Annotated in this window: 17 protein-coding genes; 7 read left to right on the forward strand and 10 right to left on the reverse strand. The window is 48.1% G+C overall.

Features of this window, described 5'->3' with window-relative positions:
• Nucleotides 1-150: 150 nt before the first annotated feature.
• From GX030_07160 to GX030_07175, 4 genes are all read right to left on the reverse strand, one after another.
• Nucleotides 151-552 carry a hypothetical protein gene (locus GX030_07160; GenBank protein NLV92152.1) on the reverse strand — a complete coding sequence of 134 codons (402 nt, stop codon included), beginning with the start codon at nucleotides 550-552 and terminating at the stop codon, nucleotides 151-153.
• Nucleotides 553-1132: 580 nt separating this feature from the next.
• Complete coding sequence (locus tag GX030_07165; protein ID NLV92153.1) at nucleotides 1133-1414, reverse strand: isopentenyldiphosphate isomerase; 282 nt, start codon at nucleotides 1412-1414, stop codon at nucleotides 1133-1135.
• A complete protein-coding gene (locus GX030_07170; GenBank protein ID NLV92154.1) occupies nucleotides 1411-1929 on the reverse strand; it encodes a class I SAM-dependent methyltransferase in 519 nt (172 codons plus the stop codon). The genes GX030_07165 and GX030_07170 overlap by 4 nt, the downstream gene beginning before the upstream one ends.
• Nucleotides 1930-2154: 225 nt before the next feature.
• Nucleotides 2155-2412 (reverse strand): hypothetical protein, encoded by a 258-nt coding sequence (locus tag GX030_07175; protein ID NLV92155.1) that lies wholly within the window; start codon nucleotides 2410-2412, stop codon nucleotides 2155-2157.
• A 70-nt stretch (nucleotides 2413-2482) separates the two neighbouring features.
• Between GX030_07175 and GX030_07180 the strand changes: the two genes are divergently transcribed.
• The 3 genes from GX030_07180 to GX030_07190 all read left to right on the forward strand — a co-directional run bounded on the left by GX030_07180 (nucleotide 2483) and on the right by GX030_07190 (nucleotide 4516).
• Nucleotides 2483-2959 (forward strand): hypothetical protein, encoded by a 477-nt coding sequence (locus GX030_07180; GenBank protein NLV92156.1) that lies wholly within the window; start codon nucleotides 2483-2485, stop codon nucleotides 2957-2959.
• A 227-nt stretch (nucleotides 2960-3186) separates the two neighbouring features.
• On the forward strand, nucleotides 3187-3897 hold the full coding sequence (locus GX030_07185) for a hypothetical protein (GenBank protein NLV92157.1): 711 nt from the start codon (nucleotides 3187-3189) through the stop codon (nucleotides 3895-3897).
• Nucleotides 3898-4123: 226 nt separating this feature from the next.
• Nucleotides 4124-4516, forward strand: a complete 393-nt coding sequence (locus GX030_07190; GenBank protein NLV92158.1) for a hypothetical protein — start codon at nucleotides 4124-4126, stop codon at nucleotides 4514-4516.
• Between the two features lie 330 nt (nucleotides 4517-4846).
• Here GX030_07190 and GX030_07195 read toward each other — a convergent pair whose 3' ends face one another.
• Genes GX030_07195 through GX030_07205 form a run of 3 tightly spaced genes read right to left on the reverse strand, consistent with a single transcriptional unit; the run spans nucleotide 4847 to nucleotide 9730 of the window.
• Nucleotides 4847-6589 carry a DUF2357 domain-containing protein gene (locus GX030_07195; GenBank protein ID NLV92159.1) on the reverse strand — a complete coding sequence of 581 codons (1743 nt, stop codon included), beginning with the start codon at nucleotides 6587-6589 and terminating at the stop codon, nucleotides 4847-4849.
• A complete protein-coding gene (locus GX030_07200) occupies nucleotides 6573-8618 on the reverse strand; it encodes a hypothetical protein (GenBank protein ID NLV92160.1) in 2046 nt (681 codons plus the stop codon). The genes GX030_07195 and GX030_07200 overlap by 17 nt, the downstream gene beginning before the upstream one ends.
• Nucleotides 8615-9730: a hypothetical protein gene (locus GX030_07205; GenBank protein NLV92161.1), complete on the reverse strand. Its 1116-nt coding sequence runs from the start codon at nucleotides 9728-9730 to the stop codon at nucleotides 8615-8617. Before GX030_07205 ends, GX030_07200 begins: the two co-directional genes overlap by 4 nt.
• A 726-nt stretch (nucleotides 9731-10456) precedes the next feature.
• On the opposite strand from GX030_07205, the gene GX030_07210 reads away from it, so the two are divergent.
• Both GX030_07210 and GX030_07215 read left to right on the forward strand, forming a co-directional pair.
• Complete coding sequence (locus GX030_07210) at nucleotides 10457-10687, forward strand: transposase (GenBank protein ID NLV92162.1); 231 nt, start codon at nucleotides 10457-10459, stop codon at nucleotides 10685-10687.
• A 50-nt stretch (nucleotides 10688-10737) separates the two neighbouring features.
• Nucleotides 10738-11106 (forward strand): IS3 family transposase, encoded by a 369-nt coding sequence (locus GX030_07215; protein NLV92163.1) that lies wholly within the window; start codon nucleotides 10738-10740, stop codon nucleotides 11104-11106.
• Between the two features lie 112 nt (nucleotides 11107-11218).
• Here GX030_07215 and GX030_07220 read toward each other — a convergent pair whose 3' ends face one another.
• Nucleotides 11219-14509, reverse strand: coding sequence for an ATP-dependent DNA helicase RecQ (locus GX030_07220; protein ID NLV92164.1), 3291 nt, complete (start codon nucleotides 14507-14509; stop codon nucleotides 11219-11221).
• Nucleotides 14510-14600: 91 nt separating this feature from the next.
• On the opposite strand from GX030_07220, the gene GX030_07225 reads away from it, so the two are divergent.
• Nucleotides 14601-15698: a sigma-70 family RNA polymerase sigma factor gene (locus GX030_07225; protein ID NLV92165.1), complete on the forward strand. Its 1098-nt coding sequence runs from the start codon at nucleotides 14601-14603 to the stop codon at nucleotides 15696-15698.
• 670 nt (nucleotides 15699-16368) lie between these two features.
• Here GX030_07225 and GX030_07230 read toward each other — a convergent pair.
• Complete coding sequence (locus tag GX030_07230) at nucleotides 16369-16617, reverse strand: pentapeptide repeat-containing protein (protein ID NLV92166.1); 249 nt, start codon at nucleotides 16615-16617, stop codon at nucleotides 16369-16371.
• 877 nt (nucleotides 16618-17494) lie between these two features.
• Nucleotides 17495-17956, reverse strand: a complete 462-nt coding sequence (locus tag GX030_07235; GenBank protein NLV92167.1) for a hypothetical protein — start codon at nucleotides 17954-17956, stop codon at nucleotides 17495-17497.
• On the opposite strand from GX030_07235, the gene GX030_07240 reads away from it, so the two are divergent.
• Nucleotides 17956-18372: an ATP-binding protein gene (locus tag GX030_07240; protein NLV92168.1), complete on the forward strand. Its 417-nt coding sequence runs from the start codon at nucleotides 17956-17958 to the stop codon at nucleotides 18370-18372. The genes GX030_07235 and GX030_07240 overlap by 1 nt on opposite strands.
• Nucleotides 18373-18492 lie beyond the last annotated feature (120 nt).

The raw sequence follows: 18492 nt of genomic DNA on the forward strand, positions 1-18492 counted from the left end.
ACCAGTAGTATGGCAAGTAGCTTTGCCCTTCCTTACCATTGGAGCAGAGAAACCAGGTGCTTCTTTGTTCTTTAGGGGTCTGTACACGTTCGTTACCAACTACGCCCAGGGATTTATGGATATCGATATCAAAATAGGGGAACAGATGCCCTACTTATAGCTATACAACGCTTCAGTTACATCGATCCGAAGTATGCTGTGCTTGTAGGGTATTACGTGTGTACCAGTGTACAAGGGTCTATGGACCCGAATACCATCCTTCCAGACTCCAATATACAGCCTAGATTCTGCTGTTACCTTAGTGGTGTATATCCCGTTCCAGTCGGTTGTTCCCGATCTAAATGGAGCAAAATCCTCACGCCTGTGAAACAATCCAACATCTAACCCGCCTACTGGGATTTCTTCCCCGTTATACCCCTGGCGGTAACAATAGATGGTGAGCTCATACTCATTAGGAACATACTTCTTCCCTTCGACGTCAGTTATTTCTAGACTTGAGCATCCAGTCAATCCCAGAGACGCTGCCAATAACAACACCAACACTAATTTCATTCTACAGCCTCCTCCTGCTTTTGCACTGACCAGTTTTACGAACCATTTACATCTTATGCATATGTTGAACATGAAAGTATTTAATAAGAGCGAAAACCCATCAACATAAGGAGAGAAAAATAAGCTCACCCTCTCGAATCTTGATCGGTAGACCCGACTCGAGGGTGAGCGAACTTAACGAAGGTGGGGACAAAGGTGGAAACATTAAGGTGTAGCGACTGTTTTGGTTGGTTAGCAAGTTACTGAGAACGGCGGTTCAAAACCCCATACGGTAGGAGTATCACACCCTCCGTCATAACTCCCATTTTCCACAGCATCGTATCCTGGATTCCTCGCAAATGACAAGCAAAGGATTGGCCTGGCTCCTTTAGATCTCTGTAGGAAATCGGTCTATCCTTGGGTACTGCACGACTTTATCTGCCAAACCAATGGGCAGCAAGCGCTGCTCGGCTTGTTACTTTGCTGGATACTCCGGCATGGAACCTGTACAGTCGACAACAACCACTACCAGGGCCTCTGGAAGAAGGTCAGCGTTTTCGCCTAAGGCACAGTCTGAAGGCGGATATAGAACCGCTAGTGGTCATTTCCTGCCGCAGACAAATATCAGCTCTTTCCCGTCTTTGATGTCGCTCTTGTCGTAGTATCCGAATTCCTCTTTGATCTCAAACCCCGACGACTCCAGTAATTCCCTCAGCTGGTCGTAATAGTAATACTTTAGTTCCAGGGGATCTCGGATTTCCTGCACTTCCCCATCGGGTCTAATGATCTGATAGATCATCTCAGGATAGATAATCTGGTCAATAACATCGATCCTTACGCCTCGATGCTTCTTGATTATCCTGTTCCCAGTTTTTTCATCTATTGTTTCCCACTTATTGTTTCCCACTGAACGGTCTCGGGATAAACCCAGGTTTCATCGAGTTTCTTATAGGGTCTAAAGGTGTTAATGATAAATACCCCTTGGTCTTCTAGGTGCTCATAGACACATTTCAGACAGCCTCTTTGTGCTTCGTCGGTAGTAAGGGCTTGAAAACCCCTAAAGGGGATAATGATCAAGGAGAACTTCTTATCCAGCTGGAAGCTCGCCATGTCATACTTACCGAGCCAGATGTTATCCTGCACGGTCTTTGGCTGGCTAGCCAGCTTTTTCCTGAATTCTGCAAGCATGCTGTCGGATCGGTCTATACCATATACCTTCATGCCCTGCTGGGCAAGGGCAAGGGACACCCGTCCCGTCCCACAGGCCAGTTCGAGAATATTCCCAGGGTATCGGGCTGCATATTCTAGGTAAAAGGGAATATCCACTTTCACGATATCCCTGGTATCAAGATCGTACAGAAACGCACTCTGCTGATATAAGTTTGGCCAAACCTCCATGATCCTTCCCCCTAACCCCTTCGGTCCTCGTCTACTGGAACAGCCATCCTACTTGGCAGTGAGCAGCGGCACGCCTCAAGGTACTCAGTTTCTTGAGGAGACCTGCTAACCTGGCCATATCTTCTACTTGATGTTAACTGGATAAATTCCTGCAGATAACGGGAATTGCCCTTCGCTTTGCCTACACAGACCCTAGTCAGATCATTCATCTTTACGGACTTTGCCTCATCCTTGGCCAGCAGTAGTTTCTGCAATAAAAAAGAGCTGGGCAGTTATCCCAGCGATGCCCCATGTAGCTACAGGTTCAGGCTCTCTTTGTTCTTCCCGGCGTTGGTGTTCCTCTTCTGTTTCTTCTGTTTCCCTCAACTGTTCTAAGGTAACAGTCGTCTTCCGTACTCCCTTCATTAACTCGTCTCGGAAGCTCGAATCTCGGCCTTGAGAGTTATCCGACAAAACGGCCAAGATTTCCGGGCGTTTTTGCATTAGTCTGACTTTCCTCTGAGCCTCTCAGTCTATGCTATCCAAGAAGCCCTCAAGACAAGGAGGAAATGAGATGAGAAAAACGCTTATTCTGGTTGGAATGTTGTTATTGGTGATGTCGTCCATCGCTTTCGCTGGGGAAAAGGCAATTCCGGTGAACTTGACTGTGCAGGAGTCCGTTGAGGTGGTTGCTCCCACCCATATCAACTTGCAGTTAGTGAGAGAGGCTAGAAAATGGGTCTTGCTAGGCCAACCGGTCGGTAGCGTAAAGGTCGAAGCCAATATTCCGATTAAAGTCTCCGTTAGTTCAACCAAGTTTGTGACGGAAAACGGCGAAGAAGCTTACGATATCAATGAAGCTATCGAGTTTGTTGCCAATGGGCGTTCTTACAGTCCCGGTGAGGGTGTTGACGAGTTCGGACTTGCAGCCGGTATGTATACTCTGCCCTACAGATTCCTGTTGAAGGATGGAAGTTTCCCGAATTGGACTGATGCCGTAGCTGGAAAGTACACCGCTACGATCTATTACACAGTGGAAGCGGACCGCTAGTAGAAGGTACAACAATACCATAGTGTTTACGGCCTCACTCATGCCAGGTGAGGCCGTATTATGTTAGCTGGCAGCGTAACGAGGGGCCTTGGTTAGCATTTACCGGACGGTTTCCCCCTGTGTACCGTTAGACGGAAAACTCTGTATTTGTACCCTTACCACCCTCGATACCCACTGCTAAGAATCGGTCATATTTGTTTTTATGCCGCATAGAATGACATGAGCACATGATCACCGAAGCGGCAGACACCGTGCCGATTGTGGCCAAGCAATCTGATAAAAGCGGGGTGGAAAAGGTGACGGACGAAGATTACGCCCGTTACATTGAAAAGAACCTACGGGACTTCTGGAAGCCTGGACAGAAATTGGAGATCACCGACAAGTTCCGAGCCAGTCCGGAAGATCGTATCCACTGTGCCTTGTGTGAATGGCCTAGTACGAGTAGGGCCCCAGTTGCCCAGGGACTCATAAATGTCCTTGTCCTCGAAAATCTCGACACAGGCGCCAGGCGGTATATCGGCTGCAACTGCGCGGAACGCTATCAGTCGCACCTTCGCAAAATCACACCCGACTTTGAAATCGCCGGACTGGAAGAAGCCAAGCAAAGACTTGAAGAACTGCGACAGGCAAAGCAAGCTCGTGCCCAAGGCCCCTCCCCTAAGGCTACACCCAACAAGCCTTCACCCGGACCCCAGCGACGGTTACCACCAAAGAAGAAAAGGCAATTCGGTTCTGTGAATGTAGGGCCGACCACGTACACGCCAGAGCCATATAGCGAAGAATACGAGGAATTGATGCGGATTTGGGAGGAGCATATGTCCCAAGAAGAGTGGATGTACTACCAGGGAGAGGATCCCTACGAGGAAATTAGGGACAACCCCAAACGTTACCAGGGAACAGACTTCTGGGGCGAGGACGAAGATCCGGAAGACGACTAGGATCCACAATAAGTTCCGGAACAACAAGCAGACCGCCTATGGACCTTCTATCTACAGAAGACTACATAGGCGGTTACTCGTTGCCTCCAAGACAGCTTTGATACTATTTTCCGACCCACCTGTAACTTTCGTCATCTCGGAAAATATTACAGTGTTCGACCATGTAGCCATTGGTATCCTATGGTATAATCAGGAAAATGCTGATCAGAGTTAGGGAGAGGGAATAATGAAAAGATATCTTCAGGCCGCTACCATTTGGGTGATTATCGTTCCGATAGCCATACTAAATGGTGTACTAAGAGAGAGTGTAGTGGTCAAACTCGGTGCAATTGCCCTTCCCCTGAGCGGGATCATATTAAGCCTTTGCATTTTCGGTGTAGCGTATCTTTTGATTCCTAAAATAGGTAGTTGCGGCAAGAAAGAATACCTTGTATTTGGGGTTTTATGGTTCCTACTCACGAACTTATTCGATTTAGGTATGATTCTAAGCGATGGCGGCAGCCTTTCAGATTTATTCGCGGCGTATAATTTCCTTGGCGGAAACCTATGGATTATTGTTGTTCTTACAACTCTGTTATCACCAATAGCAGTGGCTAGAATTAGGAAATTGGTTGATTAACCTCAGTGGTGGGAAGCCTGGTTGCAGAAACCGAACATAGATTGGAGCAGTACTTAATTAAGAGCATCAAATACCTGAAGAAGGAAGGTTTCACCTCCGAGGACTCTATAGTCGTCCACTGACCCAGGGGTGACTCCTTCCTTCTACTTTTTGCAGCTATTTCCGGCTATACAGCAGCTTTGCACTATCGCCTTCGAAACTCCATACGCATTGCAACTGGCTATACCCAGACAACCCGCTGTAGACAGATAAAGGCACGCTACGACTTCAAACCACTACGGGGACTGTCGCTATGTTCCCGTACCCTCTTGCTACAGTTAACCATCCTTATCACCATGTTGCCCCTGCTTCCAGCAGTTCATTAAGACACTGTACATAGTGATCATCGCTGTCTCCTGGGACAAGTTTTACTAGAGTGATGTATCTCCCGGTATCATGGATCTCACCGAGATCTCCCCTGGGATATATGACCACCACATTCTTTACTGCTCTCTGCATTGGGTCTGCTACTCTGGAGATATCTGTCCGGTAAGATCGCAGTTGATGCATCACTTGAGTCCACGTAGAGTGAGAGTCTTCAAGAGCGTCATCCCAGATATACCGGGACTTCCTGTATTTTGCCTCTACGATCAATGAAAAGCGATACTCATCCCCGGTATAACAGTCAATCCGGACATCAGGACAATCGTGCTTTCCTTCGACAAACACCGGTAGATGCATTTCCCGTGCTTCCTCGTCGGAATGGGGCAGCCGCTGATTATAGTATACCTCGATCCTCTGGGAGCCGCTATTACGACACATTGTCACCTTAGTGCCCGGTGGAATCGAGGGAATGAATACCCTTTCCGGAAACTGCCAGTGCTTATCATAGATCCACCCACTCACAGGCTCGAAATCCAGCCTCTGCAGGGCTTGGAGGGTTCTCGCAAAGGACCAATACTCCCACAGAAGGTCAGTTTTCTTCCACTGGTATTCAAAGGAGGCATCCACTCTTATTTCTGAGTGATGCACAAGATCCCACCAGAACTTGTACAGCATCCGATAGCGCCCATCTCGCCTCAAGGCCGGGGTATATGGCAGCATGCCGTGGTCCACGGTAACCTCTTCAAACAGGGGGTCATTTAGTATGAGCCGCAGTTTAGCCTGAAGCCCACGCGCTTTATCCAGCTGCTCCTCAGGCTTCAGAAGTCTTCTGCCCTGCTCTACCTCCATGTATGCTTCAAGAGAGTCAGCAATCTCCTCTATAATCCCAATGAGATTAAGGAGTATTCTCTTTACCCAACGGTTTTCTGGTAGATCATAGTCTACAATTCGCTTGGGCGCTAATACACTTCGGGCAGATCTGTCGACTCCTCCCTCATTTCGAGAATAACCTGCATAGGAGTTTAGCCAGCGGTAGGACTCTCTGTCCACTTTGTAAGCATTGTGGGCTGAAACCACCTCATGAATCCTTCTGACCTCGTGCTTTGGTCGTCGCAGGATATCGATCAACGCCTCATAAAGACGGGCAAAGTGCTTTTCCAACAGCTGATATTGATAAAACCTGATAGGCAACCGAGAAGCAACATCGGATTGACCAATGCCCTGGTTCTTGCGAATCAGATCCAGAGTTAGGCCTACCACATACTTTTCCAGTTCTCTTCGCATCTGCTGCAGCTGATCATCACTTAAGTCCTTCGGCTTTACGTTAAGGACGGTGTAGTAGGACGTTCCATCCCAATCTACTCTCACTCCATAGTTGCCCGGTTGCCATGGAAAGTCCGTCTCGTCCCGTCTGCTTATTCTAACCCGGGTCCCACAGGGAATATAGGCACTACCACCATCGGTGGCTAACTCAGGATGAACTAAGACATCAAAACCACCGAGGTAAAGTCGTGCGTCCTCCGGCGGCTCACCATCGCGGGATACAAACTCCAGGTCATAATCCCGATACTCCGTGAGATACAACCGATCAGGCTCCGCGTCTCTTTCATCCAGGGTGAAGCTGCTAAGCTCGCCTACCCAGTAGTAGTCGTCAGAGTCTGGGCTGGCATGGATCCGCACCGCAAAGGGAAGCTTAGGAGGTGTAGCCATAATGCTTAAGCTCCTTTGCCTTATTCTCAACTTCCCTCCGACTTTGCTCAAACCCGCTAACGTCCTGATATTGATCCATCAAGGAGATAAGAACGCTGTCCTCGACTTCTCCTTTGCGCACAAACCGACCAATCAACTCCCCCAATTGCTCCTGCGGTCCCCGCACTTTGGGAAACACTTTCTGCACTAATTGGGAGTCAAAGACTGTGTCCCGGTTAATCATCGGTTGACCATCTGAAGAGCGCGGAACATTGTCGATATAATCGGCAATCTGCCTTAGAGTTCGATAGCCTATCCCCATCTGCAAATCAACCCTATGAAGACAGTTATGAAACTCCTCGAGAAAGTCTATCTCCCGATCCGTCAACTGCAAGTCACGGGAGGTACGACGCCATCTGCTGTACGTTGTGTAGTCGATTGTGTATCGCTGGATGGGTCCGATGTCCTCCTGCAGCTGAGACTGCAGAAGACGAAAAGATAGAACCTTTGGCCGGATCACACGGGCCCGATCCAATACCTTGTCACTGAAAGCATATGTCGATTCATCTACATTAACGGTTCCAACAAAGAGAAGGTTTCCACCGATGGAAATTGTGGGGGGATAGACCGATGAGTTGTAGACACGGTCGGCTAACTGTTCATGGTATAACCGTATCTGCCGCTTTCCTTCCTCTGCTTCTAGAGTAGAGAGAAACTGTGAAAAATAGTGCTCAACACGGGCCAAGTTCATTTCATCAAAGACGACCATGAACAGCTGGTTCGGATTGCGCTCTGCCTGTACTAGGAGATCTACTAAGCCGGTATCGGCGGGACGGTATATACTAGTGGATAGGTCTAAGAAACCCAGAATATCGCTGTCATCTGTCCAGGTTGGCTGAACGGGGAGAACCAAATACTGTGATGGGGATAATCCCAGAGCCTCCCCATACAAGTGGGCCAATCGAGATTTTCCGGTGCCTGACATGCCTGACAACAAGACCAAGCCGCCGGCCTTTAGGGCCGTATGGAAACTAATCAAGTCCTCCTGATCGTAAAGCAATGCTTTAGCTTGAGCCAACTGGCGGAGATACTCAATGAAGTTTTCCTCAGAGTCATCATCTTGTCGGGTCGATGAAGTGACGACAGATATCTGGCTTTGAGCTGATGACTCTGCAGGAGGTCTGTGGCTTCCTTCCCGGGGCAGTGAATCAAGAGTGGACTCAGCGGTACTAGCCACTTCTACCTGAAACGGCTGTCCTTCATCCTCTGAGGATGGTATGAAGTCTGCCGTTGGAAGCGTGATCGGTGAGCTGCTTGGAGAAACAGACTCCCACTTGTCTGCCATTTCACCATATAGGGAACCAAGAAAGGCGTTGGACTCTACCAGCGCGATATCTTCATGGGGGAGGATGAACTGCTCAACAAACTCCGGCTCTAGGTGCAGCCTTTTGACGTTCTCCCCTGACACAACCCATCCAGCGCGATCAAACCGGAGCGTTTCAAAGTAACCATACATGAAGTAACCAGCTTCATTTACGACTAATACCGAAATCGGATCAGGAAGAGGCATACCAGACATGAAGGCTTGTCCCAACGCAATATGGCGCCGATTCCAGATCCTCTCCTCGAACTCCTCATTCTTTGCTCTTACATGCAGGATCGGGACCAGCCGCTCTGCGTTAGCCACTTGTGGTGAGGCGCTGAGAAGGAACTTGGGCTCGGCGATATCGAACTGTTCGTTTCGTAAATAGTCCGTCCTCAGTTGCGGCTGAAAGAGGATGATCTTCTGTTTGAGAAACTCCTCCAGCTGGTAGACACGTTCCTGAGCGGACAGCGCTCTGTTTTCCACGTACCCATACTGAACCAGTTTATTTTCCCAACACGTATAGAGTTTTATGTTGATCAAGTGCTCCGGTGCATCAGAAACAACTGATACAGCAAATTGAACTGAATCAGCATTATTTACGAAAGCCGGTTTGCGAAAGGGTTCCATTTCGTCTTGGGATGCCAACCGACCAGCTAATAGACAGTTGAACTTCTGATTACTCATGATACGAGTCCCCTCTCATTGACAAGAGCGTCCCTTAATTGGTATATACTTGGTATCTCCCTCAGCCTAGTTCCGCAAAGTCGATTTAGCTGAATCCTTACTCTGTGATGGCACAAAGAAAGCATTACTATTCGTTCATAGTCCTTACATAATTCTGCCAGATCACTTTCCTTCTGGTAGTCGGCGATACCCTCTAGTACATATGTCGTCTCACCGATTTTCATTTGTACTCGAGGGAACTCTACTCCCACCACAAGCACCGTCGGAATGTTCTTATCCTCGACATTCTCCGAGGTCTGATTCAGCGCTTTATATACATCCAGTAGTCTTCGTTGCTCTTCCAGCTTACCTACATTTGACTGCAAATCCTTTTCCAGTTCATCGATTCTCCTAGACTTGGCTGTTAGTTGTTGTTCCGTATCCTGGAGCAATCGGACAACCTGATCAAGTTCCTCATCTTTGTGCTTTATTTCCGCCACACGTTCTTCATATTTCTGCTGCCAAGCAACTGAGCGTTCACGCTCTTTGTCGAGTTTGTCTTGGTACTCCTTCTGATTCCTGGTTATCTTATTCTGTAGGCTCATGCGTTCGCTCTGAAGTTTTTTGTTTTGAGCCTGTAAATTCTTGTTTTCGGTTTCCAGCTCATGCAGCCGCTGTTCCAGCTGGGATAGCCGCTCCTCGAGGGAGTGGATCTTTTTTTCAGTTTCACAATCTGCTTGCCCAGTAGTCTGTTGCCCATTATCCTGAATAGCGGATTCTAATCTCTGCAAAGCAGCATCAGTGTCTTTCCTACCACTGACCAGAAGGGCGAGTTTTATGATACTTGTTGGGTATTTTTCTAACCAGCCTCGCCCGCTCTCCCCAATCTGATCAACAGGGCATTCTGCAGTCTCTCGCAGCAGCTGGCCATACTCTGATTCGAACCAATTTCGAAATCTCTTTTTGTATCTCTGAGGTATGTCCTTAAGTACTTGTAGAACCAAAGGGTCTGGTATATTCTTGGCTCCCTTTCTAAATCCCTGAATTGAAAGGCCAAATTCGTTAATGAGCCGCAACCTCTGCTCACGGTCAATGCTCTCCAGATAGTCCACCCAAGGGTTCACCGTTTCCACTCCTCCCCTCAACATTTAGGCGTAATTTAGGCGTATGCAAGTGTGGTAAGTCCGGTCTGCATCCAATCTCATCGCTTTTCATTCCACTAGAACTCCTCCCTCCTCGTCGGAAATACCCCAGCCGAACACTAAGTCCGGCAAAGGATAGTAGTCATCGAATAAGCTTCCGTTTACGCAAAACCAAATCCTTCCACCTAGGAAGATACCACTGCAAGGCTCTTCAGTTATCTGCAACAGCATGAATCGAGTAAACATCAAGGCCACGGCACCTTGACAGAATTCAAGAAAGTAAGCGATTGGCCTAAGTGGCGGTAACGGGCCGCTGTGAGAAGAAAAAAGCCCCTACCTTGAGGGGAAGAGGATGCAGCCCGTTTTTTGAGTATGCGGCAGTATCCCATTGTTAATAGCCATATTAACATGAACATAATCGGTGCCGAAAGGTTTCTACAAATAGCGAAGTGAAAACAGAATAACGCTCGCTTTCCAGAGTTTGCTTGGTAATCCCAACCAATTTACCTTCGAGGATTGAGCAAACTTGACGAAACTGGAGACAATCGTGAAAACACGAGGGTATCATGACGAAGGCCGGACGAATAAAGCTGTAGCCTAAAGCTTGGCAGAAAAAAATGCAGTTGGCGGCAATGTAGGATTCCATGGTTACACAGAAAAAGGAGTCACCACGCGATCCACGAAAGAAGCTAACATGGAGCCCAGGATAATCAAAGTTTGCTCAAACATATCAAACGTGTTTACCAGCAGTCCCGTAGCCTATATGGTTACCCTCGAGTAGCCGCTCAGCTTCGAAAAGAGGGTATTCAGTGTGGTCGAAATCGAGTAGCTAGATTGATGCGGGAAAAGGGCATCCAAGCTAAGACAAAGCGGAAATTCCGAGCTACTACTAATTCAAATCATAAGTTTCCAATCGCTCCAATATCGTTAATCAAGACTTTTCGGTAGATGCTCCGGTCATACGCTCGTGCAATTGTTGGCTGGTCCATGGACAAAAGATGACCAAACAATCGGCTATTGATGCACTGAAGCACGCTATAGATCGACGGAGACCAGCACCAGGACTCGTGCATCACTCCGATCGAGGCAGTCAGTACGCTAGTCACGAGTATCAGGAACTGCTGCGAAAGCACGGGTTTATTAGTAATATGAGTAGAAAAGGAAACTGTTGGGACAATGCCTGTGCAGAATCCTTTTTCCATACCCTCAAGACCGAATTAGTGTACTTGCACAGATACAGAACCAGAGCCGAAACAAAGCACCAGATATTTGAATACATCGAAGTCTACTACAATCGATACCGGTTACATTCGTCATTAGGTTACGAAAACCCGTATTTCTATGAAAATCAGAGCAAAGCGTCTTAATACGATGTCTACCTTATCGGGGTAACAACAGTACGAGAGAATACTATTAGCCGATACCAAGGACGAGGATAAGCTCACAGTCTTGATTGATTCTTAGGCAGCCAACGACAGCTCACAGCGAAGCCATTTGGGACGACAGCATCAAGGCATTCAATTCTTCCTCAACCTCTGATGGCATCCGACCCAGGAAGTAGTCCTCAATTGTATCCCAAAACTCATCCTTACCAACGCCTCTGCTAAAGAGATACCTTAGCATCGCTACGGATGCTGTGTGCCGCTGGTGTACATTCTCTAATATGAGATTCCGATACCGGGCGGGATTGCTCACCACGCGTTCAAGCTGTAGGCGAGAGCTGACAAAAATGTATATTTCAGGATTGTCGCCACCCTGTGAGCGGTACACGACCAAACCCAGAGCCTCCAAGATTCCCAGCACAAGGAAGGTTTCATCTATTTCGCGACGCTTGCTCTTTGACACAAACCTTTCAAATCTGCTCCGTGAATCCACTAACGGCACTGAGTTACTAAAGAATGATCTTGTGCCGGTATGAAGCCAATCCAAGAAATCCTCGTAGTGTCCGTTCTCCAGCCTGTACTTGCCTCCATTTCGTTCGGAGAAAGTGAGGAATATTCTGAAGAAGTTGTTTTTTGCCCGCCGCATCTGTTGATAGTTTTCCATAGTGGACAGAAGAATTGAGGCGAGATTCTCTGCCGCATATCGACCAAGAGCCATGCCTTTTGATATCAGCCGAGCCAATTCCTCTGGCCCAAAATAGCGCTGCGTACGCCGCAGGTCTCCGAGGATCGCCCTGAAGGTCTGAGCAGCATGCTGTACCTTCAGGATTACGCTGTCTGGAGTCTCATTGCCTAGATCTACCTCAATGCGAAGAACCGGATGTATATCACCGAGAAACGGAAGCGAGAGCGAGGAATCCGACTGATAGAAACGGTACTTAAACTCCGGAAATGAGAGTTGAGAAAACCATGTTTCCCACAGTTTTTTCATATCTAACCTGTACAAGTCGCCGTAGCTGTTATCCACCCTGCGGGAGTGCCTGATTTTCTCGAAATAGGGAGCATACTCGTTCTTGATCAGGTGTTCAATCTCTCTGTTCACACGGACATACTCTGCAGCAAACAGTCCCCTGGGACGGGCGATGATTGGAGAGTATTCCATCTTGGCGAGGAAATCTTTCTCTATAATGAGAAGCGCCGTCTTGAGCTTGTTGTCTACATCATCTTGCTGATCTCCTGAACTCCTTCTTTCAAATATGTAGCGAAACTCATCGGAACTGACAAGAAGACGTCGAGCATTTCCCCCGCCTTCGTTCTCGTCCATGAGTCTTAGCAGCTTAGCCATGACTTGCACCAGTTGCTGCTTTCGAAGCGTAGAGATTCCGAGAAGTCTATTTATTTGAACAAAGTCGTGTGACAAGAAATCGTAATAAGCGCGTCCCTCCTTCAGTTCTCGAGCCGCCCGACCAATCTCCTGGACATAATCGCATACATTTCCAGTGGGAGCAAAGTGATAGACATTGTCAATGTCAGGGATGTCGATTCCCATACCAAAGGCCTTTGTAGCCAGCATAATAGACGCTTCATTGTTGCGAAATCTCTGAAATGCTTCCCTTTTCAAGTCTTTATCTAAATTGCCGAAGTACAGGACGATGGAAGCAACAAGCTCTGGGCTGCCGTAATCATGGGCATATCGTTTGAACTGCTGAAGGAGTCGAACCGTCGGGAAATACACCAGGGTCTTTTCATTCCTCTTGAGGAACTGGGTGAGTCTGACGAGCAAGACCTTGAATTTGTCATTGAGATACTCCCTGTATTTCCGCTCATTGTCATTGTGTTGGATTCGAATGTCTATATCGTCTCTCTTAATGTACCCGAAATAAGTGATTGTGTTTGTCAAGTTGAGACTGTCCCTGATTTCGGTATACATATCTTCTATGCCCCCATATTTTGCGGTGGCGGTAAACGTAGCAATCGGAAACTGCATTTCCTTGCGCAGCCGTTGAAGATATGTACCCAGGTACCAGTAGTCGGCGCGAAAGGACTTGCCCCAAGTGGTGACGATGTGCGCTTCGTCAATGACGAATAATCCCACCCTACGGTCACCAATGAGCTGTCGGATGTCGGAGCGACTTAGAAGCGTTTCCGGTGATATATAGAGAATCGAAACTCTCCCATCTTTTATTCTCTCCATGATCTGCATCTTCTCAGATGGAGCAAGCTCCGAGTTGATCGTGGCAGAGAAATCAACATCCCTCCGCTGAAGACCATCTACCTGATCGAACATCAAACCTATTAACGGGGATATGACTATGGTCATCGCGTTGTACTCTTTCGCTAGGTAAATGGCTGGCAGCTGATAAATGAGGGATTTTCCGGCACCGGTAGGGGCTGTAACAAAGATATCACTATAACTTTGGCCCGCCAGACACCGTTCCGCTTGCCGCACCACATCATCGATGATCTGCACCTGTGAGACATAAACGGTATCCTTGTACCCCTCAGGATCATTTGTATCCCTATACATCCTCAAGTCACGGAAGGATGAATACCCCCAATACTGTCTTAATATGTTCAGATACCTCTCAGCATCTATTTCCGTCTTTTTTTCCGTTGTTTTGGTTACCAACGCGATGCGATAGGTGTCGCCGACGATCTGCTGCAAGATTGCCAGCCGGGACTCGTAGTCATTTGAGAAGACCCTTAAATCTCCTGAATAAGCTACAATCACGTCACTATGGGGATACTGTCGCTCTAGGAGTTTAGATGTAAGTGCAAGAAAGTCGTCTTCATTCTCAGAAAGTTCTATACAGGAGTGATCGTACATGCTCTGTTTCCCGTGAGTTACAGAACCACCTGTATCATAGAACGGAATCTCGTTCTTAGAACTCGCAGCATATGTTACGTAGTACTCTTCGTTAATTCTGCGAAGGGAGCCGTAATATTCGCAAAACAGTTGGTAGGCGGGGTGCAGCTCGTTGGTGTTCAGCTCTTCATCTGACTCGAAATGCTGGATGTATAAGCCTTCGATGTCCTCAACCTCGTAAAGGCAAGGAAAGACCTTGCCATATAGGTTATTCTGTAGAACCACTACTTCTCCGAATGCTTCAGCATGGCTTTCGGAAATTGTCACTAATTCTTCGTAAGTGGCCCAAAGCATGGTGTTCTCAGGTTGTGCAAGCTTGGTAAACGCTTCTAGAAGAATCTTGGGCTTTGCACGCTGAAGTTCATCTACCGTAACTCCAATAGGGACGTCGACAAGCTTTTTCAAGGACACCTGCTCTAAGAAGCTCCGTGAGAAGCCCTTAAACACCAGCAATGTACGTCGATCAGATGTCATATGCGCTCTAATGTGCTTCTCAAGAATTTTCCTGGACCAATTATCCATGTTTTTCCACCACCGTCCGAAATGTGTGTAATTGCCGTTCATTTTATATTATTATATAAGATAAAGAAACAAAAAGAAGGGGCAAGTCAGCGTGGATTACGAGACTGCAAAGAAGCGATTAAGTGATTTGCGGATGGAACTTGAGCGCAAACTTGCGGCCTGTCTGCTTAATATAGCGAGATTGATCCGCGGTGCTGTTGCTGAAATCATCCCTCTAGAAGAGACGGAAGAATGTGTGCCGGAAGCGAAGTATCATACAGAGGAGCAGGATAATGGGGAGGAATCACAACATAGGCTTGGTGATGTCGGTGACGACGATTTGCCGCTAGATGATATTCTCTCACTACCGATAGAAAAAAATGCTGGCAATGATGTAAGTCAGAGTCGCTATTCCAGTAACACTCTACTGATAGGAAGATTCCAAGACAACCATGACAAGTATGCACTCGAACAACTAGTTCTGAGTAACAGAGGTCTGGTGACCCAGCAAGCATCCAGGTACGTGGGCTATCTGGGCCACAGCTTGGACTTCGAGGACCTTATGCAGGAAGGGTTCATCGGACTCCTGGACGCAGCGCGGCGATTTGATCGTTCTCGCGGCACTCAGTTTTCGACCTATGCGATATGGTGGGTCCGACAGAGGATATCCAGAGCAATCGGCGAGCAGGGATTTGTAGTGCGCCTCCCCATATACCTAATAGAAACCATCAACAAAATCCGAAACGCCGAGGAAAGGCTGTCGTTTCGAACCGAAACCATTGATGTTGATCAGCTGTGCACAGAGTTAGAATTGACACTAGACAAGTACCTGGAGACTAAGAAATACAGTTATCGATTCCTCAGTCTTGCATCGTTAGATGCTCCAGTATCCGAAGACGACTCCGAGCTGATGGACTTCATCGCAGGCGCGACCCATGAACCAATTGCTCAGGTTAATGACGAATACATAGATGTTGAAAGTGTAGCCATGACCAACTTCCGAAAGGAAGCAATAAACGACCTAGTCGCCACATTATCGGATCGAGAGCAGACTGTAATTAGATTGCGTTTCGGCCTAGACGATGATCAAAACCGCACGCTGCAGCAAGTGGGGGAGGTTCTAGGGGTCACACGGGAAAGGGTGCGACAGATAGAGAAAAGAGCGCTGAAGAAACTCCGAAATCGGGTAGAGCATTATTGGCCGTTATGAACTTCAGAGATGAGGGTGCGGAGAAAAACCTTGCCTTGAGACAGTCGGAATGATGACGGTGTCCTAATAGGAGAAAGGCACCAGAACTGTGAAGCTGTATATCAAATACGCGGAAGAGATGCGCCCCAGAGAACACTGCCTGGGAAGGATTCCTTTGGAACATGGAAGATTGAAATGTTCTGAAGGAGTTTCTCTGGAGGGGTTCATAGCGGAGTTGGATGATCTCTAGCATTGGTACAGCGAAAGCCGCCTCAAGATCTCGCTGAGAGCAGTGAGTCCGATCGAGTATCGACGAAGCCTTGGCTAGCAGCATAACCAAGTCTAGAGAAATACCCTCACCCCTGATTAGACCGAATTCGGTGATCGAATTAACCGTAATACACGGCGCCCTCAGCTTCTTCTAGTCCTGCAGTCTAAAGAGCAAGAACAGCTGACTCGGACCAACACATAGGCAAAGGTGGGCCCACCGCGCTCAGAGACAAAAAGCTGCGGTGGAGCAATCGGTGCAGATTCACCGCAGACTGCGCAAAAGGACATGGCTGGATTCTCCGCCATGCCCCGCCGCATCTACAGCCTCTATCCCTCATGCAGGTTTGCGCCGTGGACCCTGACAAAGGCTGCGGCAAAGGTTATATCAACCCTCACGTCGGTAATATCCAACTGTCGAAGTCTACCCCGGTAACGATGGCTCCCCGCAAATCAGCCCTCGCCGTCTTGCCCTTTCCAGGCTTGCTTGGGACAAGTCCGCACCCGAAAGATCCGCCTTCTCAAGATTGCATCCTGACAAATCCGCCCCTACCAATTTTACTTCGTGTAGTTCCTGACTCCGCAGGTCCTGCCTGCGCAAGTTTACATAGGACAAATCGCCCTTCACAATCTTACACCCGGCAAGAAACGCGTCTTCGAAATTGCTTCCCAACAGTCGACACTACCGGAACACCGTGTCAAAGAGCTTGGCCTCCCGAAATCCGCAGTTTGTGAAGCTGGTCTCGCTGTGTTCAGAAGCCCCCAGGGCAGCGCTGGAGAAGTCGCATTCATCAAACAGGCAGCCAACGGTCTTGCTCTCAACCAGTCTTGCCCGTGGAAACTGCAGCGAAGAAACCGACAGTTGTATAACTCAGCCTCTTCAAAGGAGACTCCGCTGAAGTCCAGATCGGTAAAGCACTCGTTCTTGAGGACCATCCCCGCGAGACTGATATCCCTCGCCACATTTCCGCTCCCTTCACTATCTCCAGTAGCTTCAAGATCTCTGCCGGCATTTCTTACGGTCAATCCCGATCATTGGATTCAGCTGATGTCATCGTCAAGGAACTTCTTCGACCCAGAGAAGCTGTCTCGTCTCCGTGCCGCCGAGTATAACCGAAAAATGCTGAAGGATGCTGAGCAGAGTGAGGAACAGCATGAAGAGATATCTTCAGGACGTCGGCATTTGGGCCATTATCTTTCCTCTCGCAATACTTAAAGGGGCATTAAGGAAAGGCGTGTTGGTCAAACTCGGTGCGCCTGCACTTCCCTTGAGTGAGACAATGCCTAATCCATGCACTTTCGGTGTGGTGAGTTTGGGGGGCAGACAAAAACCTATACTTGAGACAGACAGCGGGATGTCCATGTACTCCAATGAAGAACGAATGAGAGCAATCCAGCTGTACATCCAGTAGGATCTGAGTGCTGCTCATACGATTCGGGAACTAGGCTATCCCAGCCGCACTTCGCTGGCTCGGTGGTATAGGGGATACGAGAAGAATGGTGATCTTCACCAGGGCTGCAAGAGAGAATCGATATAGGGCCTCCCGTGTTCAGAACGTCAGCGTACTTTCATAAACTCTGTCTTTACCAAAGTCATCATCCCATTTCACTTCGATTTCATATGGTGGTCTGCAATCCAAAGCAATCGCCAAGTGAATAGATGCTTGAGAATTGGGCCCGATATGCGGAGGTGCAGGTTGTCCGGCAAAAGCACAATGGTTTTCTAATGGCACTCGGTCCAATCTGATTCGAAGGTTCTGTGCTTTCGCCTTACCAGAGTTAACTAGTAGGAGTCTATAACTCTTATCGTCCTTAACAAGAGTTGCATGTAAGTCTGCTTGAAGCAACTCAGTTGTTCGGTCACGTTCTCGTTGCTCTTCAATTTGAACCAGCTTTTGTTGTAACTTATTTGCTTCATTCTGTGCACGGCTGCTCTTACTCAAGGAAACACCAGAAACAACTAACGCCAAGAAAGTAATCGCTAAGTTACCCCACGAAGCAAGATCATTCATTGGCTTACCTCCGATGTTTTCTTCCCTTACCACGAAAAGACTTCCTTCCATCGCCGAACAATGTTGGATCAGCAGAACAAAGCCACGAGGGGGATGGACGGTACTTTAAGCTTCTCAAGGAGCTTAGGAAAGTACAGCTGCTCATTCTCGATGATTGGGGACTGACCAATCCCGTTCCCGGCGAAACCCGTGACCTCTTGGAAGTGCTCGAGGATCGTTCTCGGCGCTGCTCTACGCTGGTGGCCAGTCAGCTTCCCATAGAGCACTGGCATCAATGTCTGGGGGATTCAACTATCGCTGATGCAATTCTGGGCAGGATCATTCACAACGCACATCAAGTTCAGTTGCGAGGCGAATCGATGAGAAAGCTTACAAGGAATCTGGAAAAGAAGACCGAAACTGACAGCAACCGTTAGCGTAAAGTTTTGGTAGGCGGTGGCAGGAAAAACGCGTGTGGAGATAAAAATAGAGACCTCGCACCAACAGATAGACAGAAAGGAGCGAGGTCTCATGAAGAGCGATGGCGTAGACATCGC

The organism is Bacillota bacterium (assembly GCA_012727955.1).
In the GTDB taxonomy this organism is placed as follows: domain Bacteria; phylum Bacillota; class Limnochordia; order DTU087; family JAAYGB01; genus JAAYGB01.